Below are 25,358 nucleotides of genomic sequence, written 5' to 3'. Positions count from 1 at the left end.
GGCCCGCTGGCGGCTTTCGGACCTCTTGTCACGCCCTCGCCGCCCGGCCCGACAGAGGGGTATCCCCATGGTCCGGCTCCGTCATCCCCTGATCCCGATCCCGCGTGGAAGGATGACGCAACCCACACAAAACGAGGAGATGACCGCGTGCCTGGCACAAACCTGACCCGCGAAGAGGCGCAGCAGCGGGCGAAGCTGCTGACCGTTGACTCGTACGAGATCGACCTGGATCTCTCCGGCGCGCAGGAGGGCGGGACCTACCGGTCCGTGACCACGGTGCGCTTCGACGTCGCCGAGGACGGCGACGGCGCGGAGTCGTTCATCGACCTGGTCGCTCCGGCCGTGCACGAGGTGACCCTCAACGGTGACTCCCTCGACCCCGCCGAGGTCTTCGCGGACTCCCGCATCGCCCTGCCCGGTCTGCTCAGGGGCCGCAACATCCTCCGGGTGGAGGCCGACTGCGCGTACACCAACACGGGTGAGGGCCTGCACCGCTTCGTCGACCCGGTCGACGACCAGGCGTACCTCTACACCCAGTTCGAGGTGCCGGACGCCCGCCGCGTCTTCGCGAGCTTCGAGCAGCCGGACCTGAAGGCGACCTTCCAGTTCACCGTGAAGGCGCCGGAGGGCTGGACCGTCATCTCGAACTCGCCGACGCCCGAACCGCGGGACAACGTCTGGGTCTTCGAGCCGACCCCGCGCATCTCGTCGTACATCACGGCGCTGATCGTCGGCCCGTACCACTCCGTGCACAGCGTCTACGAGAAGGACGGCCAGTCCGTCCCGCTCGGCATCTACTGCCGGCCCTCGCTCGCCGAGTACCTGGACGCGGACGCGATCTTCGCGGTGACCCGGCAGGGCTTCGAGTGGTTCCAGGAGAAGTTCGACTACGCGTACCCGTTCGAGAAGTACGACCAGCTGTTCGTACCGGAGTTCAACGCGGGCGCGATGGAGAACGCGGGCGCGGTCACGATCCGCGACCAGTACGTGTTCCGGTCGAAGGTGACCGACGCCGCGTACGAGGTGCGGGCCGCCACGATCCTGCACGAGCTGGCCCACATGTGGTTCGGCGACCTCGTCACCATGGAGTGGTGGAACGACCTGTGGCTGAACGAGTCGTTCGCCACCTACGCCGAGGCCGCCTGCCAGGCGTCGGCGCCGGCCTCGAAGTGGCCGCACTCGTGGACGACGTTCGCGAACTCCATGAAGACCTGGGCCTACCGCCAGGACCAACTGCCGTCCACGCACCCGATCATGGCCGACATCCGCGACCTGGACGACGTGCTCGTCAACTTCGACGGCATCACGTACGCCAAGGGCGCGTCGGTGCTGAAGCAGCTCGTCGCGTACGTCGGTGAGGACGAGTTCTTCCGGGGCGTGCAGGCGTACTTCAAGCGCCACGCGTACGGCAACACGCGCCTGTCGGACCTGCTGGGCGCCCTGGAGGAGACCTCCGGCCGCGATCTGAAGACCTGGTCGAAGCAGTGGCTGGAGACGGCCGGAATCAACGTGCTGCGACCGGAGTTCGAGACGGACGGCAACGGTGTCATCACCTCCTTCGCCATCCGCCAGGAGGCCCCCGCGCTCCCGGCCGGCGCGAAGGGTGAGCCGACCCTGCGCCCGCACCGCATCGCGGTCGGCCTGTACGACCTCGACGGGGCGACCGGCAAGCTGGTGCGCGGCGACCGCGTCGAACTGGACGTCGACGGCGAGCTGACTGCCGTGCCGCAGCTGGCCGGCAAGCGCCGCCCTGCGGTCGTCCTCCTCAACGACGACGACCTGTCCTACGCCAAGGTCCGCCTGGACGAGCAGTCCCTGGCCTTCGTCACCGAGCACCTGGGCGACTTCGAGTCCTCACTCCCCCGCGCCCTGTGCTGGGCCTCCGCCTGGGACATGACCCGGGACGCGGAACTCGCCGCCCGCGACTACCTCTCGCTCGTCCTGTCGGGCATCGGCAAGGAGTCCGACATCGGTGTCGTGCAGTCGCTGCACCGCCAGGTGAAGCTGGCGATCGACCTGTACACCGACCCGTCCGCCCGCGAGGCCCTGCTGGCCCGCTGGACCGATGCCGCCCTGGCCCACCTGCGGTCCGCGGAGGCGGCGAGCGACCACCAGCTGGCGTGGGCGCGCGCCTTCGCGGCGACCGCCCGCACCCCGGAACAGCTGGACCTGCTGGAGGGGCTGCTGGCCGGCACGCAGACCGTCGAGGGTCTGGCCGTCGACACCGAGCTGCGCTGGTCGTTCGTCCAGCGACTGGCGGCGGTGGGCCGGTTCGACGAGGCGGAGATCTCGGCCGAGTACGAGCGGGACAAGACGGCGGCCGGTGAGCGCCACGCCGCGACCGCCCGTGCGGCCCGCCCGACCGAGGAGGCCAAGGCCGAGGCGTGGGAGTCGGTCGTCGACTCCGACAAGCTGCCGAACGCCGTCCAGGAGGCGGTCATCGCCGGCTTCGTCCAGACCGACCAGCGCGAGCTGCTGGCGCCGTACACGGACCGGTACTTCGAGGTCCTGGCGGACGTCTGGTCCTCCCGCTCGCACGAGATGGCCCAGCAGATCGCGGTCGGCCTGTACCCCGGCATCCAGGTCTCCGGCGAAACCCTCGACAAGACCGACGCCTGGCTGACGGCCACGGCCCCCAACGCGGCCCTGCGCCGCCTCGTCTCGGAATCCCGCGCGGGAGTGGAACGCGCGCTGCGCGCCCAGGCGGCGGACGCGGGGGCCTGATCCCGCATCCCGCACGCAGAAGGAAGGGGCGCCCGGTACGTGCCGGGCGCCCCTTCCTTCTGCGCGAGTCAGCGCAGCACCTCGAGTACGCGCCTGCGCAACATCTCGTCCTCGATGGTGCCGGCGTCCCGCCATGCGGCTGCTGTGACCTCCTCGGTCTGCAACTCGACGACATCGGTGGATGCGAGGAAGACGAACCGGAAGTCGAAATGCCGATGGCCCGGCTCGCCCTTGTCAGGGTTGGCCGGGATGTGGTGGGCATCGATGTGCACCGGGTGCCGCCCGACCGGGGTGGCCGCGGACAGCGGAATGCCGTGATGTTCTGGAGCATTGGAGCGTCGACTTCTACGACTTCACCGTCCCAGATCAGCCGCAACGATCCTGAGGTTCGGGAGATTGCACGAGAGAGCCGCTCGCAACGGCGCACGGCATGGCACTCCCGTGATCCTCTCGCCGTCTGGTCGGCCGGACCACCGGGTCAACCTCTTCTTCAGGGAGGGAAAGATGGCGGCCTCCGAGCCCGGGACCTGGAGGCGGTACGCGTACACGTTGATCGTGTGGTTCGACTTCCTGGACGCCATCGGCCGCTCGTGGGACGACGCGACGGTGCGGGATGTTGAGGCGTTCAAGGACTGGCGACTCACCCCTGCGAAACGAAGAACGGATCCGTACGGCGAGGTGAAAGAGAAGCTGGCTGCCGTCACGAAAAAGCTCGCAAACGAGCAAGCCGTCAGCGCCGCGTTGCGCCGGATCGTCGCCGAGCTCGACTTGGAGCTCGCGCACGCCCGGGAGCAACTTGAACAGTCAGGGACCATCACCCGTCTTCCCGCCGCACGTCGGCGGAACCGGTCCGGATGAGGTCCGCTCCGGGAGGGCTGGCACGTGTTCCGGCCTCGGGGAACATCGGTACAGCGGGGTCGCCGCAGCCAAGGTGGTATGCCCGGCCAACACCCTCCACCACAAGCCCATGGTGGCTTCGCCGTAGCGGTGCGTCGGGTCCGGAAGGCGGCGCGCGGCGGGGCTGTCCTACTCGGCCGGCAGACGGAGCATCGGTTCGAAGGCCGCGTCCTCCTCGCCCTCGACCGAAGGGAGGAAGCCGTCCGGGACGGTGCGGGCGGCCGTGGTGAGGAGGCGGGCCAGGACCTCGGGCTCGGTGGCCGGGGGGAGGCGGAGGGCGGCGAGGAGGCGGTCGCGGACCTCGGGGTGGTCCGGGTTGTCCTCAAGGTAGTCGGCGTTGAGCGCGGGGGGACGGAAGCCGGCCAGGGCGTCGTGCCAGGAGGGGAGGACGATGGCCAGGGTCAGGGCCTCGGCGAGGGACTCCGCGATGAGGGAAGCCTGGCCCTCGGAGTCGGTGTAGAGGACGGGGCGGACGCGGTCGGAGCCGGCCGGGCCGCAGAGGTAGTGGGTGCCTCCCGCGTTGCAGCCGGCCACGGGCTCCACCGGGAGACCGGCTGGCAGGGCGATCGACTCGATGGGATCGGTCCGCGTGAGGTCGAACTCGCCGTCGCAGGCGAGGTAGGACTCGACCTCGGGGTCGGCGGCGATCCGGCGGAGCAGGGCCTCGTCGGAGAGGGCAGCCGGGTTGAGGCCGCGGGCGGCTTCGGGGGTCAGGGGGTGGCCGGCGAGGACGTGGCGGACGGTGTCGAGGGGGACGGGCCGCCCGTAGTCCTCCTCGAAGTGCGCGTGGACGGCCTCGGGGGAGCGATCGGTGAGGAGGCGGAAGAGGTGCCCGGAGCCGTCCGGGTCCGGGTTGCCCGAGGGGAACTCGATGCCCGAGCCGGTGCGCCAGGCGCTGCCGCCGGTCTCCCACCACAGGCAGGCGGTGACCCGCGGGGCGCCGAGGCTCTCGTCGACGAAGGCCGGGTCGTCCAGGAGCGGGCGCAGCGAGGCGGGCACCTCGTCGATGACACCGGGCCAGACCTGTTCGTCGTCCGTGCCGTACGGGCTCATCTCCGACTCGTGGTCGAAGCCGCGGACGAGCACACCGGCCGGGGTGAAGAGGACGGAGAAGTCGTCACCCGAGCCGTTGTCCATCAGGGCCGCCTCCGTCCCAGGCCCCCAGGTGGTGGAGAAGGAGTAGCGGGAGAACAGCGGGTCGCGGCAGATCGCCTGGTCCAGCACGGCCAGCGCGCGCAGGTGCGCGCGGAGCTCGGCGGGGTCCGGGAGGAGGGCGGCGGTCGTGTGCACGGTGTCCATGGGCTCATGTAAGCAGCCGCCACTGACATCCAGGGCGGCGGTTCGGTCACACCCGCTCTCTCACTCGGGGAACGAAAAGCCCAGCTCACGCAGGCGGGGCAAGCACACTGCGAGGCATTGCTCCACAGACGCGGCATCGGTTCGCACAAGGACGTACGAGCTGCAGTACGAGTTCACACCCGGCTGAGGGAAGTCCGGCGCCTGCGACCTGGTCAGAGGAGCGGGGAGCCTGCGGCGGCTCGGCCGCTACCGGCCAGGAACTCGGTGACGGTGCGGACGAAGTGGTCCGGGCCGTCCACCCACGGGTTGTGCGCGGCGCCCGCCTGGACAACGTGCTCGCCGCGCGGGAAGAGCGCCGCCACCTCGGCGGCGGAGTCCGGACGCGGGGAGCCGTCCAGCGCGCCGGAGATGACAAGGACGGGCGCGTCCAGCCCGGCCAGTGCCGCGCGGGCGGCGTCCGCACCGTCGAAGGCGCCCGGAGCAAGGTAGGCCCCCGCCGCTTCCTCGTCGAACCACTCCCGCGCAGGCGGCGGCGTGCTCCTGCGCGGCGGTGTCCCAGCGGCCGTAGGACAGGCGGTCGAGCAGCGTGAAGTCCGCTTCGTCCGCCTCCCCGGACACCGCCCGCTCGAAGGCCGGCCGGACCTCTTCGTACCAGGGCTCGTCACAGCGCAGCTCCAGCGCCTCGCGGCGCCGCTCGACGGGGAAGTCGATCCCGGCGGTGCGCGCACGCGCGCAGACCAGGACGAGCGAGCGCACCCGCTCCGGATACCGGGCCGCGTAGGCGAGCACGAGGTCACCGGAGGCCGAATGACCGAGAAGGTCCAGCTGCTCCAGGCCGAGGGCGACACGGAGCGCCTCGATGTCCTCGGCCTGCCTGTCCACGCGGAAGCCCGCGAGATCGGTGGGCCGGGCCGACTCTCCCGTGCCGCGCAGGTCCAGCAGCACCAGCTCCCGCCGCGCGGCCAGCCCTCCGAGGTCGCCGAAGTAGGCGGAGGGCATCATCGGACCGCCGGGAACGCAGACCAGCGGTCGATCACCCCCGGATCCCTTCCGGTGGTAGGCGAGTCGGGTCCCGTCGGGTGCGTCGAACGTCGGCATGCAACGGATGCTCGCAGGCAGGGCGATGCTCCGCCACGCCATTTCGGTGAGGGCTCCGGCGTGACGCCAGGTGACCTCAGTGTTCTTTGAGGGCGTTGATGAAGGAGGCGAAGGCGGGTGCGGGGAGGGAGAGGGGGGTGCGGGAAGGGGACTTGGAGTCACGGATGGCTATGTGCGTGCCCAGGTCCGCGATCTCGACGCAGGCGTTGCCATCGCCGCTGCCTGAGTAAGAGGACTTCCGCCAGTTGTCGGGAGTAGTCACCGGGCGCCTCACAGCTCCTTGGTCAGTCCATGGATGAACTCACGCGAACACTCGGGGTCGAGTGACACCGCCTCCACTCTACGAAAGAGCGTTCGGAACACTCCGAGTCGCGCTTCGGAATCCACGAGGACCGCACCGTCCGGACCGTCACGCAGGACGGTGTCCAGCCTCGGTACCGCTCCCCCGGCGTACACCATGGCGGCGGTGATGTCCGCGAAGTCCTCCAGCGCAAAGGGAATGACCCGGACGGTCACGTGCTCGGCGTCCGACAGCGCCAGGATTTCAGCGAGTTGGGCCCGCGAGGTTGTCCGGCCGCCCACTCTGATCCGCAAGGCTGCCTCATGGACCAGGGCCTCGTACGGGACGGGCTGCGCGCCCTCGATGACAACTCGTCGCTGCATGCGGTGCCGCACCCGCCACTCGAGTTCGTCCTCGGGGAGTTCGGGGACCCTCCGCGAGAAGAGCGCACGGGCGTAGTCCTCGGTCTGCAAGAGGCCCGGCACATGCAGGAAGTCCACGTCCCAACGGAACGTGGCATGGTGCTCGAGCTCGGACAGGTCCAGGAAGGCCGTGGGCAGGAGGCCGCGGTAGCCTTCCCACCATCCACGCACCCGGTCCGTCGACATCGCTGCCAGCGCGTCGACCAACTCGCGGTCCGTGCAGGCGTAGTGCGCAGCCAGCCGCCGCAGCCTCTGTTCGCTCACACCAGTGGTGCCGGCCTCGATCTGACTGATCTGCACCGAGTTCACGCCGAGCAGCGCTGCCGCCTCGCGCGCGCTGAGGCCTGCCGCCTCCCGAAGCCGACGGAGTTCAACGGCCAGACGTAGCTGTCGTGCTGTTGGCTCACGCCTGGTCCCCATCGACGGCTCCTCACTCAACACACCGGTCGGTGCAACTCGTTCGGGCGTCAGATTACGCGATCCACTTGCCTCAGGTTAAATCTAAGGTCTACTTTCGGTGATGACGCGAATACCTACAGCGTCCCGGGCGAGGAAGCGCACCGTTCCGTTCCGCCGTGACGGGCGGCAATGACACCGACGCCCTCAACTTCCCACCTACCCCAAGGACTCCGCATGCCCGAATCCGAACCGTGGGAGTACTCCCTCCACATCCCGAACGACCTCAGAGCCGTCACCGTCTGCCGCCGCACCCTCCGGCTGATCCTGACGATGCACGGCCTGATCGGACTGGTCGACGTCGCGGAGCTGCTGGCGGCGGAGTTGGTCGCCAACGCCGTACGGCACACCAAGGGACCGGCGGCGCTGCGGGTGCGCTGGTCGGGGACCGGCGTGCTGCGGATCGGGGCATGGGACGCGGACCCCTCACCCCCGGAGCCGCCGGAACCCCTCGAGCCGGCGCTGGAGCGGGAGGACGGGCGGGGGCTCGCACTGGTGCGGGCCCCCGCCGACGTGTGGGGGTGGCAGCCGCTGACCAGGGGCGGGAGCAGGGGGAAGGTGGTGTGGTGCGAGCTGACTCCGGCCGGAGAGGTTTGCGAACGATCGTTCTTGACTGAACGTTCTTGAACCCCGTAGGATCATGGACATGGGACGACCACGCGCCTTCGACACCGACCAGGCCGTCGAGACCGCTGCCGCGCTCTTCGCCACCCATGGCTACGAGGGCACTTCGGTGGACGATCTGGTCACCGCCACCGGCGTCCACCGGGGCAGCCTCTACAAGGTGTTCGGCTCGAAGAGGAACCTTCATCTGATCGCCCTTCGCCATCACCTCGATCACGAGATCCACCCGAGCACCGCCGCCATCGCCACCCTCACCGACCCCGAACAGGCACTGACCACAGCCATCGCCTCGTACGACAACGGGCCTGCCGCCGGGCTGCTCCTGCTCGCCGCCGCCGAGCGCGCACCCCATGACCCCGACGTCGCCGCGCTGGTCGCGGAGGGCATCGCCGCGCTGGAGGACGCCCTGCGTCCCTGCCACGGCGACGCCGCGCCCCAGCTCGCCTCCACCGTCCTCGGCGCCCGCCTCCGGCTGCGCGCCGCACAGCCGACCGACTCCGAGGAGCACTGACCATGGCCCTGATCTCCGTCGACCGCGAACGCGGCCTGCTGACCGTCGAGTTCCAGGGCCTCGACAAGCTCTGGACGCTCAAGAGCCGCCTGGAGATTCCCCTCGCGCATGTGCGCGGCGCCACCCATGACCCCGGGATGGCACGCGGACCGAAGGGCTTCCGGGTCGCCGGCACCCAGTTCCCGGGCCTCATCACCGCGGGCCGCTTCCGGCGGCGCGGGGAACGTCTCTTCTGGGACGTGAAGAACCCGGACAAGGCGGTCGTCGTCGAACTGGCCGACGGCGGGACCTACGACCGCCTCGTCATCGAGGTCGACGACCCCCGTGCCACCGTCGACCTCGTCGAGCGGTCCATCGTCCGCGACTGACGTACCGGCTCAGCGGCCCACCGCACAGGCGTCCCCGTTGAGCATGAACCGTACCGGCGGCGACGTGTCGCCGGTGTGGTCGGTGAGGTAGCCGAGGGTGACGCTCGCGCCGGGGGCGATCGTGGCGTTGTGCGGGGCGTTGACCGCCGTGATCGTGTTGCTGCCCTGGGTCAGGGTGGTGTTCCAGTCGGAGACGACCGTCTGGCCGAGGGCGAGGGGGAACTCCAGCGTCCAGCCGTTCACGGGGGTGTCACCGGTGTTGGTGACGGTCAGGTCGACGGTCATCCCGGTCCCCCAGGCCGTCACCGTGCGGTCCACCCGGCAGGTGGGCTCCTCCTGGGAGAAGGACACCTTGTGCAGGCCGCCGGGGAGATCGTTGACCACGTAGAACTCGCCCTCCGCGGTCGTGCCGATCGACGTCACCTGGGTCGGCATCTCCCCGATCTCGGCCTGCTCGTAGCCGCCGTTGCCGTCCGGGCGCAGCGCCCAGACCGTGGACGAGCAGTAGTCGGTGGCGATGTACGTACCGCCGACCAGGTCGGCGTGGTCCCGGCCCCGGTAGACATGGCCGCCGATGACCGAACAGCCGCCGGTGTAGGGCGAGTACGTGAAGACCGGGTCCGTGTACTCCTCGCCGGGCACGCAGTCGCCGTCCGTGAACTTCTCCAGGCCCTCGTAGCAGGACCAGCCGAGGTTCAACCCGCCCTCGCCGGGGGCGAGATGGTCGATCTCCTCCCAGCGGCCCTGGCCCACGTCACCGATCCACATCGAGCCGTCGGCGGCGTCGAAGGAGAAGCGCCACGGGTTGCGCAGGCCGTACAGCCAGATCTCGTCGCGGGCGCCGGGCGTGCCCACGAACGGGTTGCCGGCGGGGACGCAGTACGGCAGCGGGTCACAGGCACGGCTCACGTCGATGCGCATGATCTTGCCGAGCAGGGTGTCCAGCCGCTGCCCGGAGCGGAAGGGATCGCCGGAACCGCCGCCGTCGCCGATGCTCCAGTACAGGTTGCCGTCCGGGCCGAACGCGAGCTGGCCGCCGTTGTGATTGCTGAACTCGGCGTGTTCCTGGGACAGGAGGGGTTCCAGGCGGGAGTCGTCGAGGCGGTAGCGGGCGACGGTGACCGCGCCGTCGGGCAATGCCGTGTAGGCCAGGTAGAGGTGGTGGGTGTCGGCGAAGTCGGGTGGGAGTGCGATGCCGAGCAGTCCACGCTCGTTGCCCGACTCGTCCACGGCTGAGGTGATGTCGAGGAGGGGAGTCGGGGCCAGGCCCGTGCCCGGGTGGTAGACGCGCACAGTGCCGGACTTCTCCGTGATGAACAGGCGGTCCGTGCCGTCGTCGGGGGCGACCAGGGCGGTGGGGCGCCGCAGACCGGAGGCGACCTGGGTGGTGGTCGCGCTGAGCGACGGCAGGGGCACGGTCGCGGTGCTTTCCGGCATGTCCGTCCGGGGCGGCGCGCTGTCCGCCGCTGCGGCCGGCGGGGTGAGGGCGGTCAGGAGGAGGGCGGCCAGCAGAAGGGGCCCGGCCCAACGGCGTCGTAGCATGTCGGCTCCAGAAACGAGGACGCTTGCACGGCGGTGGTGCTTCTGGTGCTTCTGGCGCTTCTCCTGGGCAACAAGGGGCGACCGATCCCTGCGGGATACGCCATGGGAGCGCTCCCGTGGACTCTCAGGCTGCGCGTCACCCTCCAGGGCGGCAATGTTTGATTGCGCCACTTTCGCCCCGCGTGGCGCAAACGTTGCGGTCGCCGGGCTGCGTCCACGACAGACCGACCGGGGCGGACGCGGTCGCTCGTGGCCGCCGGCCGAGCATGACGAGGAGAACCGCGCGGATGGCGAGGCCGCGCCCTCTCCAGGACGGGTAGAGGCCGTAGGCGACATTCACCTGGCCGGGAGACAAGCCCTCTGCCGTGAACCGCAGGTCGATCGTCCCAGCGAGCGTCTCGCCGGCGCCCACCCGGATGCCGAAGGCGCGGAGTGTGCCGGATGTGTCCCACTGTTCCTGGCAGTGCCGTATGTAGGCTCGACGCCCTCGCGTGTGCCGGGAAAGCGGGGAAAGAGTGATGACCCCGTCCGACAACCCCACATCATGCATAGGGTGATGCTTGACGTCTGAACTGCGCCGCGCCATCGGATTCCGCGGGACATCGCGCATCGCCTCCGGACCGGTCGACCAGAACACCGTAGATCATTTACGGGACAGCCCTGGGTGCGTCACCCCCGGAGGACCGCGCTTTCAGCAGGCGGAGTGTGGCGGTGCGCAGGTGGGCCGCCGCCTCCGCCACGTCCATCCGGCCGGACCCGACTTCACCGCCGGCGGCGTGCCCCAGGGCGGTCACCGCCGCGACCAGCCACGCGGCAGGCGGCTCGGGGTCGAACTCTCCGGCCGCCTGCCCCTTCTCGATCAGCCGGGTCAGCCGGACCGCGACGGGCTCGTGCCGCGCCCGGTCGGCTTCGGCGTGTTCCGGCGCGGCGCCGAGCTGGAGCAGCACAGGGTGCCGCTCGAACAGCTGCCACCCGATGCCCTGCAGCCGCAGGAGCGCGTCGAGGGCGGGCCCGTCCTCGACTTCAGCCGCGTCCATGGCCGCCATGGCTTCCTGCGTGACGCGGTCGGCCACGGCCTCCAGCAGCGTGTCACGGGTGCCGAAGTGGGCGTAGACGGTCTGGCGGGTGACGCCGGCCGCTGCGGCGATGGTGGCCATGCCCGCGTGGGGCCACTCGGCGAGCAGTCGGACCGCGGCGTCGAGTACGGCCTCCCTGCTCCGTTCGGCATCGGCGCGCCGGCGACGCCGAACGGCCGAGGTGCCGTCGGGGACCATGGAATCAGACACAATTCTTACAGCCTTGTCAGAATTAAGGGACACGCATATCTTACAGAGGTGTAAGCGAAAGCAGCGGGGTGCCACCCTGCCACACGCGCGGCTGGAGCGATATGCGACCCCTGCACACCAAGACACCCGAGCAGTTCGTCGCCGACTTCTTCACCACCTTCACCGAAGCCGTGATCCACGGGTCGGAGGACCCGGCCGATCTCATGGCGAGGTTCTACACCCGGGACGTCATACAGATCGCCGACGGTGTGCGACTCGACTGGGACCGGCTGGTCGCCCATCTGCGCCCTGTGCGCAGGAATCTGACCGAGTTCCGGTTCGAGGTGCACGAGGCACTGGCGGACGGCAACCGGATCGCGGCCCGGTTCACGATCCACGGCCGGATGCGCAAGAGCGGGCCGGTCACGACGCGGGTGCACATGTTCGCGGACTTCACCACCGAGGGCCTGCTGCGACGGGCCGAGCAGCTCACCCGAACCATCGACCGCACGGAACCACAGCACGCGGGGTAGTGCGGCCGCGCAGCCGGCTCACCGCCCCGGTCCCCGGAGTCGCGATGCCCGGGCCGCCAGGCCCATCGCATCGTTCGTATCTCCTCGACCGTCCGCTTCAGCGGGAGTGGACCGTGCGGTGCGGGAAAGCACGGGGGCCGTGCGGCGGCCCGGAGTGACCTGCCCCGCCACCGTGGCCCCGAACGCCACTGCCATGCCTGCCAGTTGCAGGGGGGTCAGCGTCTCCCCGAGGGCCGCCCAGCCGACCGTCGCCGCCGTGAGCGGGGAGAGGGGGCCGAGGAAGGTGACCTGGGTGGCGGTGAGGCGGCCGATGCCCCGGAACCAGAGCCAGTACGCGATCGCCGTGTTCGCCAGGGCGAGATACACGTAACCACCGATCGCCGGGGCGTCCAGGGCGGGCGGGGCACCCTCGGCCAGGAAGGCGACGGGGGCGATGAGCAGGCCGCCCGCGGTGAGTTGCCAGCCGGTGAGGGCCAGGGGACCCACACCCTCCGGGCGACCCCACCGCTTGGTGAGCACCGTACCGGCCGACATCGACGTGGTGGCGGTGAGCGCCGCGAGGACGCCGAGGAGGTCCAGTGCGCCGGTCGCCTTCAGGACGACGAGGCTGACGCCGAACGCGGCCGCCACTCCGGTGAGGACGTTCCGGATCGTGGGCCGCTGTCCCAGCAGCAGGGCCGAGAGGGCGACCACCAGCAGGGGGCCGACCGAGCCGACGACCGCCGCCATACCGCCGGGCAGCCGGTACGCGGAGAGGAACAGCAGGGGGAAGAAGGCGCCGATGTTGAGCGCGCCGAGCACGGTCGCCTTCCACCACCAGGTGCCTCGCGGCAGCACCCGGACGAGGGCGAGCAGGACCAGCCCGGCCGGCAGGGCACGTATCAGACCGGTGAACAGGGGGCGGTCGGGCGGGAGGAACTCCGTGGTCACGGCGTAGGTGGTGCCCCAGGAGACGGGGGCGAGGGCGGTGAGCGCGATGAGGGCGGCGCGGTGATTGGCCATGGCGGCACACCTCTTCCGAGTAGGTCGACAGGTACTAGCTTAGCATCAAGCTACTTATCATCAAGCCGCTTTCCGGTGAGCTACTTTCTTGCGGGCGACCCACCCGCGGCGGATACTCCTGCCATGCGCACTCCCCCCGAGCGGCACCCCAAGGACCCCGTCGACGCGATCATCGAGCAATGGGCCCAGGTCAGGCCCGATCTCGACACGGCCGGCATGGAGGTCTTCGGGCGCGTCTACCGGCTCGCGCGCGCCATGGGCGACCGGATGGAGAGGGCGTACGCCCGCTACGGGATCTCACGCGGGGAGTTCGACGTCCTGGCCACCCTGCGCCGGACCGGGGAGCCCTACACCCTCTCCCCCCGGCAGCTCTCGGGCACGCTGATGCTCACCACCGGCGGGATGACGGGCCGCCTGGACAAACTGGAGCGCGCGGGGCTGCTGCGCCGCTCCCCCGACCCGCACGACCGGCGCGGACTCCAGGTCACGCTCACCGAGGAGGGGCTGCGGCTGATCGACGAAGCGGTCGGCGCGGGCCTCGCGGAGCAGTCGGAGGCGCTGTCCGCCCTGGACGGGGAACGGGCGGCCCAGCTGTCCGGGCTGCTGAGGGAGTTGCTGCTGGCGACCGAGCGGTAGCGCCGGGGGCGGCGTCAGCCGACGTGTGTGGCGAGCGCGGCCTCGATGCCGGCCGGTCCGGCGGTGTCCGATGCCCAGGCCACGTAGCCGTCCGGGCGCACCAGTACGGTCGTACGCCGGTTCGCCGACGCCCAGCGTTCCACCGCCAGCCGCCCCTCGCGGGCGCCCCCGTCGTCGTACGGCTCCGGGGTGATCAGTACGAAGCGGCCGTCGCGCAGGGACGTGTGCAGGCGGCGTCCGCCGGCGAGCGTCACGTCGGGGACGCGGAGGCCGGTCATGCGGTGGGCACCGAGCGGCGCCGCGTACCGGACGCCGATGCCGGTGACCTGGCCGAGCGCCCTGCGGCGGACCGGCCCGGCATGGCTGACCACCGTGGCCAGGGCCGAGCGCAGGGCGAGGGTCCAGGGTCGCCGGGCCATGGCGAGCCGGACGATGCCGCCGCTGCTGCGCAGGACCGCCCGGCCGACCGGGTGCCGTTCGGCGTGGTAGGTGTCGAGCAGGGAGTCGGGGGCGTGGCCGTCCAGGACCTGGGCGAGTTTCCAGCCCAGGTTGGCCGCGTCCTGCATGCCGGTGTTCATGCCCTGGCCGCCGGCCGGGGTGTGGACGTGTGCGGCGTCCCCGGCGAGGAAGACGCGGCCCACGCGGTAGGCGGGCACCTGGCGTTCGTCGCTGTGGAAGCGGGACATCCAGCGGGCGTCGTGCATGCCGTGGTCACGGCCGAGGGCGAGCCGGGTGATCTCCCTGATCTCGTCGAGGTCCAGGGGCGCGTCGTCGGGGAGGTCACGGGACCGGTTCCAGCCGATGACCCGGTGGTAGCCGTCGCCGAAGGGCGCGAGGAAGGCGAAGGCGTCCCCTACGGCGTTCACGGTGAGCAGCGTCTCCGGCTCCTCGGCGAGCAGCACGTCCGCCAGGACGACGGACCGGATCACGGAACGTCCCGGGAACGGCATCCCGACCGCCTCCCGTACGGTGCTGCGCACGCCGTCGGCGCCGACGGCGTACGCGCCCCTCAGCTCCCCGCGCTCCCCGCCGGGTCCTGTGGTCCCGACGGTCACGCCGTCCGCGTCCTGGGTCAGCCCGGTCGCCTCCGTCTCGTACCGGAGGTCCGCGCCGGCCTCGACGGCCCGCCGCAGCAGGGCCTTCTCGACCTCGTACTGCGGGATGACCAGGAGGTGGCGGAAGCGGGTGGGGAGTGTGCCGAGGTCGAGTTCGAGCCGGTCGTACAGGCGCAGCCGGTCGAGCGGGCGGCCGGCCGCTTCCAGTTCCCCGGCGAGGCCCCGTGCGTCGAGCTGTTCGAGGGTGCGGGCGTGCAGGACGAAGGCGCGGGAGAGGTTGCTGATGCCGCGTGGGCGCCTCTCGGCGACGGTGACGGGAATTCCGGCGGTGGCCAGGTCACCGGCGAGCAGCAGTCCGGTGGGGCCCGAACCGACCACGATCACGGTGCGTGCCGTGCCGTTCATCCGGACCTCCTCGATGGCCACCCTGTGAGGAGATCGCGCCGCGGCGCGGCGCGCAAGGGCGCGGGGGCAGCGCGGAGGGCGCCGGCTCCGTGTTCGGCGGTGCCGGCGCCCTCCGGGAAAGTGCGTGGTGGGCCGCCCGGGTGGGCGGCCTGCTCCGGATCAGGCCTTGGCTTCGGCCTTGGTGCTGATGTTGGAGCTGGTGGTGTCCTTCTTCTGGTGCGACTTGTCGCCGATCATCACCAGTGCGGCGATGGCCAGGAACAGGCCGACGGGGGCCAGGACGTAGAGGCCCAGCGTCTCGACGACGCTGAGGCCCGTGCCGGGGTCGTCGCCGTCGTCGCGGGTGAGCGCGAGAGCGGGGGACGTCATGAGCAGCATCATCAGCGTCGTACCGGCTGCCAGGGCTCCGGCGCGCAGGGCGTTCTTCTTGTCCACGGTCCCCAAAGTATCGAACGCGGGTTGGCTGCGCGCGCTCGGGGTGGTGTAACGGGCTGCGGGGGTGCCGGGCAGGGGTTGCCAGGTGCTCCGGAGTGAGGGCTGGGCGGGGGGTGTCCGCGCAGCCCGGCGCCAACGGGGTGCCGTCGCGCCCACCCGTGCCGCCCCAGCGGCACGACTGCCCGCGGAGGACGGCGGTGGGGCGCCATGTGGGCTGCACGACTGCCCGCGGAGGGGCCATGGGCTGCACGGCTGCTCGCGTGAGCGGTCGCTCACTCCCGTAGTGCGGCCATCAGGGCTCGTAGGCGGGGGGAGGCCGCGAGTTCTTCCAGTGTGACCGGGCGACCGGACGTGTCGGCGATGGGCAGCCGCCAGTTCGGGTACTGGTCCCAGGTTCCCGGCAGGTTCTGCGGACGGCGGTCGCCGACCCCGTCCGGCAGCCATACGCCGATCATGCGCGCCGGGGTCCGCAGCAGGTACCGGTGGACGGCCTGGATCTCCGCCTCCCGCGAGGAGTCCCGCAGGAGCCCCAGCCGGCGCAGCAGGTCCCGCCACTCCCCCACGTCCGCCGCCGCCTCCGCCCGCTCCTCCTCCAGGGGCCGCGTGAGCAGACCCAGCCTGTCCCGGAGCTCCACGTGCTCACCGCTCAGCCGGGCGGCCGTCGGCGGCAGGTCGTGGGTGGTGGCCGTCGCCAGGCAGTCCGCGCGCCAGGCGTCCGGCGGCAGCGGGCGGCGGTCGCCCGCCCAGTCCCGCTCGAACCACAGCACCGAGGTGCCGTACACACCGCGTTCGCGCAGTGCCTCGCGGACGCCCGGCTCGACGGTCCCCAGGTCCTCGCCGATCACCACCGCTCCGGCGCGGGAGGCCTCCAGGACGAGCACGGCGAGCATGGCCTCGGCGTCGTAGCGCACGTAGGTGCCCTCCGTGGGCGGATGTCCCGCGGGGACCCACCAGAGCCGGAACAGGCCCATGACGTGGTCGATGCGCAGCGCGCCCGCGTACCGGAACAGGGCCCGGAGCAGGGCGCGGAAGGGGGCGTACCCGGAGTCGGCGAGGCGGTCGGGGCGCCAGGGCGGCAGGCCCCAGTCCTGGCCGCGCGCGTTGAAGGCGTCCGGGGGCGCGCCGACGGACATGCCGGCCGCGAAGTGCTCCTGCTGCGCCCAGGCGTCGGCGCCGGCGGGGTGGACGCCGACGGCGAGGTCGTGGACGATCCCGACCGGCATCCCGGCCTCGCTCGCCGCGCGCTGGGCGGCGGTGAGCTGGGCGTCGGTGAGCCAGACGAGGCGGGAGTGGAAGTCGACGCGGTCCGCGAGGTCACGTCGGGCGCGGGCGGTCTCGGGTGACCGCGGGTCGCGCAGGGCGGCGGGCCACCGGTGCCAGTCGGCGCCGTGGACCTCGGCGAGGGCGTACCAGGTGGCGTGGTCCTCGAGGGCCTGGCCCTGGCCGGCGAGGAAGTCGGCGTAGGCGGCGCGGCGGCCGGGCCCCAGCGGGACCTTGTGCACCAGTTCCAGTGCCTCCCGCTTGGCCTCCCACACGGCGTCCCGGTCGATCAGCGCCCCCTTCTCCAGCACCGACTCGCGCAGTTCTCCCGCCCGCTCCAGCACGCTGCGCACACGGTCGCGGTCCTCGACGTACGCGAACTCGGGAACGTCCTCGACGCGCAGGTGGACGGGGTCGGGGAAGCGGCGGGAGGAGGGGCGGTAGGGGGAGGGGTCGGTCGGGGGTCCGGGAACGGCCGCGTGCAGGGGGTTGACCTGGACGAATCCGGCGCCGAGGGTGCGCCCGGCCCAGCCGGCGAGTTCACCGAGGTCGGCAAGGTCGCCCATGCCCCAGGAGCGGCGGGAGAGCAGGGAGTAGAGCTGGACCAGGAGCCCGCGGGAGCGTCCGGGGGGCGCGGGCAGTCCGGTCGGGGCGACGATCAGGTGGGCGTGTGCGGTGCGGCCGTCGGGGGCGGTGGCGGTCAGGGCGTGTACGCCGGGCGGGAGGTGTCCGGCGGACGCGCGGGTCTCTCCTTGCTCGGTGCGGATGCTCAGCCGGGTGGCCTCGGGGAGCGCGGCGAGGGCGGCCGGGGTGCCGGTGCCCCAGCCGACCACGGTCGGGGGCAGCAACTGCTCGCCGCGTGCGCGTTCGCGGGCGGTGAGGGCGGTGCGGACGGCGTCCGGGGTTGCCGCGTCCACGTCGAGGGCGGCCAGCGCGAGGGTGACGGCGGTGGCCGAGGCCGCGACGGTGCGGTCGGGTGAAGGGCTGTAGGAGGTGGCGACGCCGTGCAGCGCGGCGAGCCGGGACAGTGCCTCGGAAGGGGGCTCGGCCGGCCGTGGCGCGGTCACCTTAGGGCTCCGGGCGGTACTGGGCCGGGAAGGAGTCGAGGCCGGAGGCGTCCGAGAAGTCCATGAAGGCGTCGGACTCGCTGGTCAGCGGGGCGGCTTCGGCGAGGGGCGGTTCGCTGGTGAGGGGCTCGGCGTCGGGCAGCGGGGGTTCGCTGGTCAGCGGGAGCTCGGTGCAGGGGCCTTCCGCGCTGAAGATGCAGAAGTGGAGGTCGTCGGCGGAGGTCTCCGCCGAGGGTTTGGACAGGGCCGGGGAAGGGACGTAGGCCGGTGCGGTCACAGATGGTCTCCTCGTCGAGCACGGTACGCGGATCACGCGGGCGTGCGGGTGCGGGTCGTGCGGGTTATCCCGCAGCCCTACCCAGCGGACCCGATGCCAGACGCACAAAGTCCTTCAACGTGCTCCTGCTCACATTCTCTTCCCCTCCTCTCCCTCCACAGTGGGACAAACGCGCCACAACGTCCACCCTCATTGACACGTTCACCGCAGAAATGGTGGGCTCGGGGCTCCTCGGTAACGGAATGGACACGCCCGTTCGGCCATCGGGCCGGCCGGCCCGAGCAAGGAGGAGGGCCTCGTGCAGCTGCGGCGTGGCGGGACGGCGAACGCCGGGAGGGCCGCCCTCGCGATCGCCGTTCTCGCCGGAGCCCTGGGCACCGCGCCGGCCGCCGTGGCCGTGCCGGCGGCGCCCTCGCCCGGGGCGGCCACGTCGCCCGCTCCCTCCGACGCGGCCCGGGCAGCGAACCTGTCCGTGTGGCCGCGTCCTCATTCCCTGCGTGCGAACGGCGCTGCGGTCGAGGTGACCGACGACGTGGCCCTGATCGCGGACGAGGCGGCCGACCCGTACGCCGTCGAGGCGCTCAGGGAGCTGCTGCGGGAGGCCGGGGCACGCCGGTTCACCGCACCCGGCGCATCGGTGCCCGACGGGGCGCTCGTGGTGCGCATGGGTGCGGAACGCGCCTCGGCCGACCCCTCACGCGCCCTCCCGGCCGGCGGCTACACACTGACCGCCGGCAAGAACGCCGTCTCCCTCACGGGCGCCGACGGCGACGGCCTGTTCCACGCCGTGCAGACCCTGCGGCAGCTGCTGGGCCCGGACGGCACGATCACCGCCGCCGTCGTACGCGACTGGCCGGGCACCGCCGTGCGCGGCATCACCGAGGGCTTCTACGGCACCCCGTGGACGCACCGGCAGCGGCTGGCCCAGCTGGACTTCATGGGCCGCACCAAGCAGAACCGCTACCTCTACGCCCCCGGCGAGGACCTCCTGCGGCAGGCCCGCTGGCGGGAGCCGTACCCGGCCGAGCGGCGCGCGGAGTTCCGGGAGCTGGCCGAGCGGGCGCGGCGCAACCACGTCACCCTCGGCTGGGCGGTGGCCCCGGGGCAGGCGATGTGCTTCGCCTCGGACGAGGATCTGCGGGCGCTGACCCGGAAGCTGGACGCCATGTGGGCGCTGGGCTTCCGCGCCTTCCAGCTCCAGTTCCAGGACGTCAGCTACAGCGAGTGGCACTGCGGGGCGGACGCCGACCGGTTCGGGTCCGGCCCCGAGGCCGCCGCCCGCGCCCAGGCGCATGTGGCGAACGCGGTGGCCGGCCATCTGACGAAACGCCATGCGGACCCCGCCGCCCTGTCGTTGATGCCGACCGAGTACTACGAGGACGGCTCGACCGCGTACCGGCTGGCCCTCGCGCGCGCCCTGGACGCGGGCGTCGAGGTGGCCTGGACCGGGGTCGGGGTGGTGCCCCGCACCATCACCGGTGGCCACCTGGCGGAGGCGCGCGAGGCGTTCGGGCATCCCCTGGTGACCATGGACAACTACCCGGTGAACGACTACGCCCCCGGCCGGATCTTCCTCGGCCCCTACCAGGGCCGCGAACCGGCCGTCGCCGCCGGGTCGGCCGCGCTGCTCGCCAACGCGATGGAGCAGCCCGAGGCGTCCCGCATCCCGCTGTTCACGTCGGCCGACTTCACCTGGAACCCGCGCGACTACCGTCCCCAGGAGTCCTGGCGGGCCGCGATCGCCGACCTCGCCGGAGGTGACGCCCGGCGCGGGAAGGCGCTGAGCGCACTCGCCGGGAACACGGCGTCCTCGGTGCTGGGCGGCAAGGAGTCGGCGTATCTGCGGCCGCTGATGGCGGAGTTCTGGCGGACCCGCCCGACGGCGCGCGGCGCGGACGAGACCAAGGCGGCCGTGCGGCTGCGCGCGGCCTTCACCGTCCTGCGCGACCTGCCGGGACGGCTGGCCGGCACGGCACTCGCCACCGAGGTCGCCCCGTGGACGGAGCGGCTGGCCCGTTACGGCGAGGCCGGCACCACGGCCCTGGACATGCTGCGCGCACAGCAGGCCGGGGACGCGGCCGCCGCCTGGACGGCGTTCCGGAAGCTCGGCGGGCAGCGGGAGGGGGCGGCCTCCGCGCGGGTGACGGTCGGCGAAGGCGTACTGGACCCGTTCCTGAGCCGGGCGCAGAAGGCGTACCGGAGCTGGGCGGGCATCGACCACGAACCGCCCGCGCGGTCCGGTGGCGAGCGCACGCTCGACCTGCCGCGCGCCCGCGCGATGGACGCCGTGACGGTGCTCGCCGAGCCGGGGACCCGGGGGACCGTGGAGACGCGGGCGCCGGGTGAGGGATGGCGCAGGCTCGGCGCGCTGTCCGCGAAGGGCGCCACCGAGCTGCGTACCGGCGGCGAACCGGTCGGTGCCGTACGGGTCACCGGCGCGGATCCCGCCCGGGTGCGGCATCTGGTGCCGTGGTTCGCGGACGCGCCGGCCGCTTCCGTGGAGTTGCCCGAGGACCGCGCGGACGCCGACATCGGCGGCACGCGGCGGCTGACGGCCACGCTCGGCTCGCTGCGCCCCGACGAGGTCCGCGGAAAGGTGACGGTGGACGCTCCGAAGGGCGTCGAGGTCCGGGTGCCGAAGGAGGCGCTGACCGTGCCGCGCGGGACGCCGGTGGAGGTGCCGGTCGAGGTGACCGTGAAGCCGGGCACGCCCGTCCGGTCGTACGAGATCCGGCTCGGCTTCGGCGGCACGACCCGCACCCTGACGGTGCACGCCGTTCCCCGCGTCGGCGGCCCCGACCTCGCCCGCACCGGCCGGGCGAGCTCCTCGGCCGACGAGACACCCGACTTCCCCGCCCCGGCGGCGAACGACGGCGACCCCGGCACCCGTTGGTCCTCCCCCGTGCAGGACGACGCCTGGTGGCAGGTCGAGCTGGAACGCCCGGTGCGGCTGGGGAAGGTGGCGCTGCACTGGCAGGACGCGTATCCGTCGGCGTACCGCGTGGAGGTCTCGGAGGACGGGCGGAGCTGGCGTACGGCTGCGGAGGTCCGGGACGGCGGGGGCGGGCGTGAGACCGTCCGCATGGACGAGCGGGACGTACGCCATGTCCGCGTCCAGGGCGAGAAGCGGGCGACCCGGTACGGGTACTCGCTGTGGTCGGTGGAGGCGTACGCGGTCGCCCCGTGAGAGGGCGTGACGGCCGTGAACCGGCGGGCAGGAGGCCGTCGATAGAGGGGGTGTGAGACTGTTCCGCCCCATGAGGGGCCACCGGGAGGACGAGGGGGACTCGGATGCGACGCTGCTGCGTGACGTCGCGGGCGGGGACTCGGCGGCGATGGCCGTGCTGTACCGGCGCAGCGTCCCCCTCGCCCGGCGCCGGGCCGCGCGGCCCTGTGCCGGGCGGGGCAGTCGGGAATCGCCGGGGACGTAGCCGTCGTGGTGCCGGAGTAGATGACCGACGCCCTGGTGCACGGCGGCGTCCGGGGCGGCTCATCCGCGTGCGTGTTCACTCTCGGTGACCGCACGCTGCGGGTCGAGGTGAGCGATCCGCGCGGTGAGCGGCTGCCGTGCCGCCGATCAGCGGACGAGGACTCCTGCCGGTCGAGGCAGCCGCCGAACCCCGGGGCCGGGAACCGTGGGCCGTCGCAGGACGGTGGACGCCGAGTGGGCCATCCCGGCCTCGGGACCCGTCCGCGGACGTGTGAACACCGGACGGTGAGGTGTTCACGCGTGCGCGGAGCCGTCCCGGAGCCGGGCCCTTGACACGCAGAAGCCCGGATCGGCGTCAGGCGGAGATGCCGTCGATCCGGGCCATCCCGTCGATCCGGGCCAGCACGTCGTCCGCGCCGTACGGCTCCAGGTACGGCAGCCAGCGCGGGTCCCGGTGGCCGGTGCCGATGATGCGCCAGGCCAGACCGGTGGGCGGGGCGGGTTTGTGGCGCAGGCGCCAGCCCAGCTCGAACAGATGACGGTCGGCCTTCACGTGATTGCAGCGGCGGCAGGACGCCACCACGTTGTCCCAGACGTGCTTGCCCCCCCGGCTGCGCGGGATGACGTGGTCGACGCTGGTTGCGACACCACCGCAGTACATGCACCGGCCCCCGTCACGGGCGAACAGCGCCCGGCGGGTGAGTGGAACGGGCCCCCGGTAGGGAACCCGCACGAAACGCTTGAGCCGGACCACGCTGGGTGCGGGGACGGTAACGGTCGCGCTGTGCAGATAGGCGCCGGTCTCCTCGAGGCAGACTGCCTTGTTCTCAAGGACGAGCACGAGCGCGCGGCGGAGCGGTACGACGCCGAGCGGCTCGTACGACGCGTTGAGGACCAGGACATGCGGCACGGATGGCCTCCTTGTACGCCGGCGGCGCGTGGCTCGCGCCGGGACGATCCGTAGTCAGTTTCCCCTCATGCCTGGTGGAAGCGCCACCATGTCCCGGTAACGGGCTGGGAGTGTTTTCGACCACATCCCGATGCATCCCCAGGATCATTGCCTGTTCACGCGCGGGTGAGGACTGTCTCTTCTTCACACATGGCGCCGAACCCCGCACAATGCCCCGTTAGTGTGGTGGTTCTGCCCGTCCGGTGACCCGATCGTGACCTTGCCGGACTTGACCGCCGCGCCGGGGGCAGATCATGCACCTGGAGGTACCTGCCGTGTCCTTGTCCGCCGTCCTGTCGGCCGCCGATCCGTCGCCGACGCCCTCGGAGTCCGGGACCCCGGTGGTTCCCTCGCTCCAGGACGCCCAGGAGAGCGCCACGAACGCCGCCGGCTGGGTCGAGCAGAACTGGTCGACATGGCTCGCGATCGGGCTCAGGGTCCTGCTGATCCTGGTGATCGCGGTGGTGCTCAGATTCGTGGTGCGGCGGGCGATCACCAAGATGGTCGACCGCATGTCGCGCACCGGTGGGGCGGTGAACCCCACCGGGCTCGGCGGCCTGCTGGTCAACGCCGAGCGGCGCCGTCAGCGCTCGCAGGCGATCGGCTCGGTGCTGCGCTCGGTGGCGTCGTTCCTGATCCTGGGCACGGCGGCGCTGATGGTCCTCGGCACCTTTCAGATCAACCTGGCCCCGCTGCTGGCCTCGGCCGGTGTCGCGGGCGTGGCGATCGGCTTCGGCGCGCGCAACCTGGTGACGGACTTCCTCTCCGGTGTCTTCATGATCCTGGAGGACCAGTACGGCGTGGGCGACTCGATCGACGCGGGCGTGGCGTCCGGCGAGGTCATCGAGGTCGGGCTGCGGGTGACCAAGCTGCGCGGCGACAACGGTGAGATCTGGTACGTCCGCAATGGCGAGGTCAAGCGCATCGGCAACCTCTCCCAGGGCTGGGCGACCGCCAACGTCGATGTCACGGTCCGTGCGGACGAGGACCTGGACCGGGTGAAGGCCACGCTGAGCGAGGTCGCCGAGAAGACGGGCAAGGAGGAGCCCTGGAACGAGCTCCTGTGGAGCCCGATCGAGGTACTCGGCCTGGATTCCGTGCTGCTGGACTCAATGGTGGTCCGGGTCTCGGCGAAGACCATGCCGGGCAAGTCCCTGACCGTGGAGCGGGAGCTGCGCTGGCGGATCAAGCGCGCCTTCGACGCGACCGGCATCCGTATCGTCGGCGGCGCCACGGCCCTGGAGGACGCGCCGGCCGCCGACCCGACGGCCGGCGTGGCGGCCCCGTCCGCCTACGCGAGCTCGATCTCCCCGCAGTCGATCGCCGCGTCCCCGCTGCCTCCGCCGAACATCACGAAGTAACCGCCGGCTCCTCGAGGGCGGCACCCGGAACCGACCGGGTGCCGCCCTTTCCCGTGCCCCCTCTTGACGCCCCCTTCGCGCCGGGATTACGTTCCTCCCGATCCGACAGGAAACTTTCCTAACAGTGATCAGGAGCCGATCGGCGGGACCGCCCCGGATGGACGTCCCCCGCCGGCCGCTGAGAAGCTGGGCAGTCGAAGAAGGGCAGGTGTCGCACCCCATGGCAGGAACCGCCGGTACGCCGGGCACCCCGCGTGTGCTGCGCGCCATGAACGACCGCACCGCCCTGGACCTCCTGCTGGAGCACGGGCCGCTGTCCCGCACCCGGATCGGCAAGCTCACCGGCCTGTCCAAGCCGACCGCCTCCCAGTTGCTGGCCCGCCTGGAAGCGGCCGGACTGGTCCTCGCCACCGGCACCACCGAGGGCCGCCCCGGACCCAACGCCCAGCTGTACGAGGTCAATCCGGCCGCGGCGCACGCGGCCGGGCTCGATGTCACCCCCCAGCGCATACGCGCCGCCGTCGCCGACATCACCGGCCGCACGGTCGGCCACCACGAGCTGCCCACCCCCGGCCGACGCTCCGCGACCCCCGTCGTCCAGCAGGTCACGGACGCCGTGGACGGCGCGGTGAAGGCGGCCGGACTGTGTCGATCCGACGTCCACCACCTGGTCATAGGGACTCCGGGCGCCTTCGACCCGAACACCGGCCGCCTGCGCTACGCCTCCCACCTGCCGGGCTGGCACTCCCCCACGCTGCTCGACGAGCTGGCCGCCGCGCTGCCCATGCCGTTCGAGTACGAGAACGACGTCAACCTGGTGGCCCTGGCCGAGCAGCGGCTCGGCGCGGCCCGCGACCACACCGACTTCGTCCTGCTGTGGAACCAGGAGGGCCTGGGGGCCGCCCTGGTGCTGGGCGGCCGGCTGCACCGGGGCTGGACCGGCGGCGCGGGCGAGGTGGGCTTCCTGCCGGTGCCGGGCACGCCGCTGGTCCGCCAGGTCGCCAAGGCCAACAGCGGCGGCTTCCAGGAGCTGGCCGGTTCCCAGGCCGTCCCGAAGCTCGCCCGCGAGCTGGGCATCGAGGACATCCCTCAGGGCCCGTACACCGAGACGGCGGCCGCCCTCCTCGCACGCGCCGCGGCGGCAGGGGACGACGACACGCCCCACCGCCGTCTCCTCCAGACCTACGCCACCCGCCTGGCCACCGGTCTCGCCTCGCTGGTCTCCGTCCTCGACCCCGAACTGGTCGTCCTGAGCGGCACGGGCCTCACCTCCGGCGGTGAGGTGCTGCGCGCCCTGGTCCAGGCCGAACTGGAGGACCTGGCCGCCCCCCGCCCCCGCCTCGTCGTGGGCGACGTCCGTGAACACCCCGTGCTGCGCGGCGCGCTGGAGAGCGCGCTGGCGACCACCCGCGACGAGGTCTTCGACACCTCCCGCTAGCCCGTCCCGTCCGTACCTTCCTCT

At 72.0% G+C, this 25,358-nt stretch carries 24 protein-coding genes; 11 read left to right on the top strand and 13 right to left on the bottom strand.

Annotated features, from left to right (window positions below):
* The first annotated feature begins 147 nt into the window (after positions 1–147).
* Positions 148–2,724, top strand: coding sequence for an aminopeptidase N (gene pepN, locus ACZ5C2_RS16520; RefSeq protein WP_468790945.1), 2,577 nt, complete (start codon positions 148–150; stop codon positions 2,722–2,724).
* Positions 2,725–2,792: 68 nt separating this feature from the next.
* Here pepN and ACZ5C2_RS16515 read toward each other — a convergent pair whose 3' ends face one another.
* On the bottom strand, positions 2,793–2,996 hold the full coding sequence (locus tag ACZ5C2_RS16515) for an NUDIX hydrolase (RefSeq protein ID WP_468790943.1): 204 nt from the start codon (positions 2,994–2,996) through the stop codon (positions 2,793–2,795).
* A gap of 169 nt (positions 2,997–3,165) precedes the next feature.
* Between ACZ5C2_RS16515 and ACZ5C2_RS16510 the strand changes: the two genes are divergently transcribed.
* Positions 3,166–3,582 carry a hypothetical protein gene (locus ACZ5C2_RS16510; protein WP_468790941.1) on the top strand — a complete coding sequence of 139 codons (417 nt, stop codon included), beginning with the start codon at positions 3,166–3,168 and terminating at the stop codon, positions 3,580–3,582.
* Positions 3,583–3,750: 168 nt separating this feature from the next.
* Here the strand turns inward: ACZ5C2_RS16510 and ACZ5C2_RS16505 are convergent, their stop codons facing one another.
* The 4 genes from ACZ5C2_RS16505 to ACZ5C2_RS16490 all read right to left on the bottom strand — a co-directional run bounded on the left by ACZ5C2_RS16505 (position 3,751) and on the right by ACZ5C2_RS16490 (position 7,140).
* The gene (locus ACZ5C2_RS16505; protein ID WP_468790939.1) at positions 3,751–4,920 is read right to left on the bottom strand and encodes a hypothetical protein; all 1,170 of its coding nucleotides are present in this window, start codon (positions 4,918–4,920) and stop codon (positions 3,751–3,753) included.
* Between the two features lie 246 nt (positions 4,921–5,166).
* Positions 5,167–6,018: an alpha/beta fold hydrolase gene (locus ACZ5C2_RS16500; RefSeq protein WP_468790937.1), complete on the bottom strand. Its 852-nt coding sequence runs from the start codon at positions 6,016–6,018 to the stop codon at positions 5,167–5,169.
* Positions 6,019–6,094: 76 nt separating this feature from the next.
* The gene (locus ACZ5C2_RS16495; protein WP_468790936.1) at positions 6,095–6,280 is read right to left on the bottom strand and encodes a DUF397 domain-containing protein; all 186 of its coding nucleotides are present in this window, start codon (positions 6,278–6,280) and stop codon (positions 6,095–6,097) included.
* A gap of 8 nt (positions 6,281–6,288) precedes the next feature.
* Positions 6,289–7,140 (bottom strand): helix-turn-helix domain-containing protein, encoded by an 852-nt coding sequence (locus ACZ5C2_RS16490; protein ID WP_468790935.1) that lies wholly within the window; start codon positions 7,138–7,140, stop codon positions 6,289–6,291.
* A gap of 213 nt (positions 7,141–7,353) precedes the next feature.
* Here ACZ5C2_RS16490 and ACZ5C2_RS16485 point away from each other — a divergent pair, with 213 nt between their 5' ends.
* The 3 genes from ACZ5C2_RS16485 to ACZ5C2_RS16475 are packed head-to-tail and all read left to right on the top strand — an operon-like array spanning position 7,354 to position 8,679.
* Complete coding sequence (locus tag ACZ5C2_RS16485) at positions 7,354–7,803, top strand: ATP-binding protein (protein ID WP_468790933.1); 450 nt, start codon at positions 7,354–7,356, stop codon at positions 7,801–7,803.
* 19 nt (positions 7,804–7,822) lie between these two features.
* Positions 7,823–8,311 (top strand): TetR/AcrR family transcriptional regulator, encoded by a 489-nt coding sequence (locus ACZ5C2_RS16480; protein ID WP_468790931.1) that lies wholly within the window; start codon positions 7,823–7,825, stop codon positions 8,309–8,311.
* A 2-nt stretch (positions 8,312–8,313) separates the two neighbouring features.
* Positions 8,314–8,679 carry a hypothetical protein gene (locus ACZ5C2_RS16475; RefSeq protein ID WP_468790929.1) on the top strand — a complete coding sequence of 122 codons (366 nt, stop codon included), beginning with the start codon at positions 8,314–8,316 and terminating at the stop codon, positions 8,677–8,679.
* 9 nt (positions 8,680–8,688) lie between these two features.
* Here ACZ5C2_RS16475 and ACZ5C2_RS16470 read toward each other — a convergent pair whose 3' ends face one another.
* Both ACZ5C2_RS16470 and ACZ5C2_RS16465 read right to left on the bottom strand, forming a co-directional pair.
* Positions 8,689–10,221 carry a PQQ-dependent sugar dehydrogenase gene (locus ACZ5C2_RS16470; RefSeq protein WP_468790927.1) on the bottom strand — a complete coding sequence of 511 codons (1,533 nt, stop codon included), beginning with the start codon at positions 10,219–10,221 and terminating at the stop codon, positions 8,689–8,691.
* Between the two features lie 647 nt (positions 10,222–10,868).
* Entirely contained in the window at positions 10,869–11,507 is a 639-nt protein-coding gene (locus ACZ5C2_RS16465) for a TetR/AcrR family transcriptional regulator (RefSeq protein ID WP_468790925.1), read from the bottom strand.
* Positions 11,508–11,608: 101 nt separating this feature from the next.
* On the opposite strand from ACZ5C2_RS16465, the gene ACZ5C2_RS16460 reads away from it, so the two are divergent.
* Positions 11,609–12,019, top strand: coding sequence for a nuclear transport factor 2 family protein (locus ACZ5C2_RS16460; RefSeq protein WP_468790923.1), 411 nt, complete (start codon positions 11,609–11,611; stop codon positions 12,017–12,019).
* Between the two features lie 18 nt (positions 12,020–12,037).
* Here ACZ5C2_RS16460 and ACZ5C2_RS16455 read toward each other — a convergent pair whose 3' ends face one another.
* Positions 12,038–13,021, bottom strand: a complete 984-nt coding sequence (locus ACZ5C2_RS16455; protein WP_468790921.1) for an EamA family transporter — start codon at positions 13,019–13,021, stop codon at positions 12,038–12,040.
* A gap of 123 nt (positions 13,022–13,144) precedes the next feature.
* Between ACZ5C2_RS16455 and ACZ5C2_RS16450 the strand changes: the two genes are divergently transcribed.
* The gene (locus ACZ5C2_RS16450; RefSeq protein ID WP_468790919.1) at positions 13,145–13,657 is read left to right on the top strand and encodes a MarR family winged helix-turn-helix transcriptional regulator; all 513 of its coding nucleotides are present in this window, start codon (positions 13,145–13,147) and stop codon (positions 13,655–13,657) included.
* 14 nt (positions 13,658–13,671) lie between these two features.
* Here ACZ5C2_RS16450 and ACZ5C2_RS16445 read toward each other — a convergent pair whose 3' ends face one another.
* The 4 genes from ACZ5C2_RS16445 to ACZ5C2_RS16430 all read right to left on the bottom strand — a co-directional run bounded on the left by ACZ5C2_RS16445 (position 13,672) and on the right by ACZ5C2_RS16430 (position 18,156).
* Entirely contained in the window at positions 13,672–15,117 is a 1,446-nt protein-coding gene (locus tag ACZ5C2_RS16445) for an FAD-dependent monooxygenase (protein ID WP_468790917.1), read from the bottom strand.
* A 159-nt stretch (positions 15,118–15,276) separates the two neighbouring features.
* Positions 15,277–15,552 carry a hypothetical protein gene (locus tag ACZ5C2_RS16440; RefSeq protein ID WP_468790915.1) on the bottom strand — a complete coding sequence of 92 codons (276 nt, stop codon included), beginning with the start codon at positions 15,550–15,552 and terminating at the stop codon, positions 15,277–15,279.
* Positions 15,553–15,824: 272 nt separating this feature from the next.
* Complete coding sequence (gene malQ, locus ACZ5C2_RS16435; RefSeq protein WP_468790913.1) at positions 15,825–17,879, bottom strand: 4-alpha-glucanotransferase; 2,055 nt, start codon at positions 17,877–17,879, stop codon at positions 15,825–15,827.
* 1 nt (position 17,880) lies between these two features.
* A complete protein-coding gene (locus ACZ5C2_RS16430; protein WP_468790911.1) occupies positions 17,881–18,156 on the bottom strand; it encodes a hypothetical protein in 276 nt (91 codons plus the stop codon).
* Between the two features lie 298 nt (positions 18,157–18,454).
* Between ACZ5C2_RS16430 and ACZ5C2_RS16425 the strand changes: the two genes are divergently transcribed.
* A complete protein-coding gene (locus tag ACZ5C2_RS16425; RefSeq protein WP_468790909.1) occupies positions 18,455–21,343 on the top strand; it encodes a beta-N-acetylglucosaminidase domain-containing protein in 2,889 nt (962 codons plus the stop codon).
* Between the two features lie 70 nt (positions 21,344–21,413).
* Positions 21,414–21,587: a hypothetical protein gene (locus ACZ5C2_RS16420; RefSeq protein ID WP_468790907.1), complete on the top strand. Its 174-nt coding sequence runs from the start codon at positions 21,414–21,416 to the stop codon at positions 21,585–21,587.
* A gap of 354 nt (positions 21,588–21,941) precedes the next feature.
* Here the strand turns inward: ACZ5C2_RS16420 and ACZ5C2_RS16415 are convergent, their stop codons facing one another.
* Complete coding sequence (locus ACZ5C2_RS16415; protein ID WP_468790905.1) at positions 21,942–22,496, bottom strand: HNH endonuclease; 555 nt, start codon at positions 22,494–22,496, stop codon at positions 21,942–21,944.
* Between the two features lie 293 nt (positions 22,497–22,789).
* Here ACZ5C2_RS16415 and ACZ5C2_RS16410 point away from each other — a divergent pair, with 293 nt between their 5' ends.
* Entirely contained in the window at positions 22,790–23,896 is a 1,107-nt protein-coding gene (locus tag ACZ5C2_RS16410; RefSeq protein WP_468790903.1) for a mechanosensitive ion channel family protein, read from the top strand.
* A gap of 220 nt (positions 23,897–24,116) precedes the next feature.
* Positions 24,117–25,334, top strand: coding sequence for an ROK family transcriptional regulator (locus ACZ5C2_RS16405; RefSeq protein WP_468790901.1), 1,218 nt, complete (start codon positions 24,117–24,119; stop codon positions 25,332–25,334).
* The last annotated feature ends 24 nt before the right edge of the window (positions 25,335–25,358 follow it).

The organism is Streptomyces sp. NPDC031365, assembly GCF_055569765.1.
The sequence above is the reverse complement of the archived record's forward strand: the minus strand, read 5'-3'. Positions and strand labels throughout refer to the sequence as shown.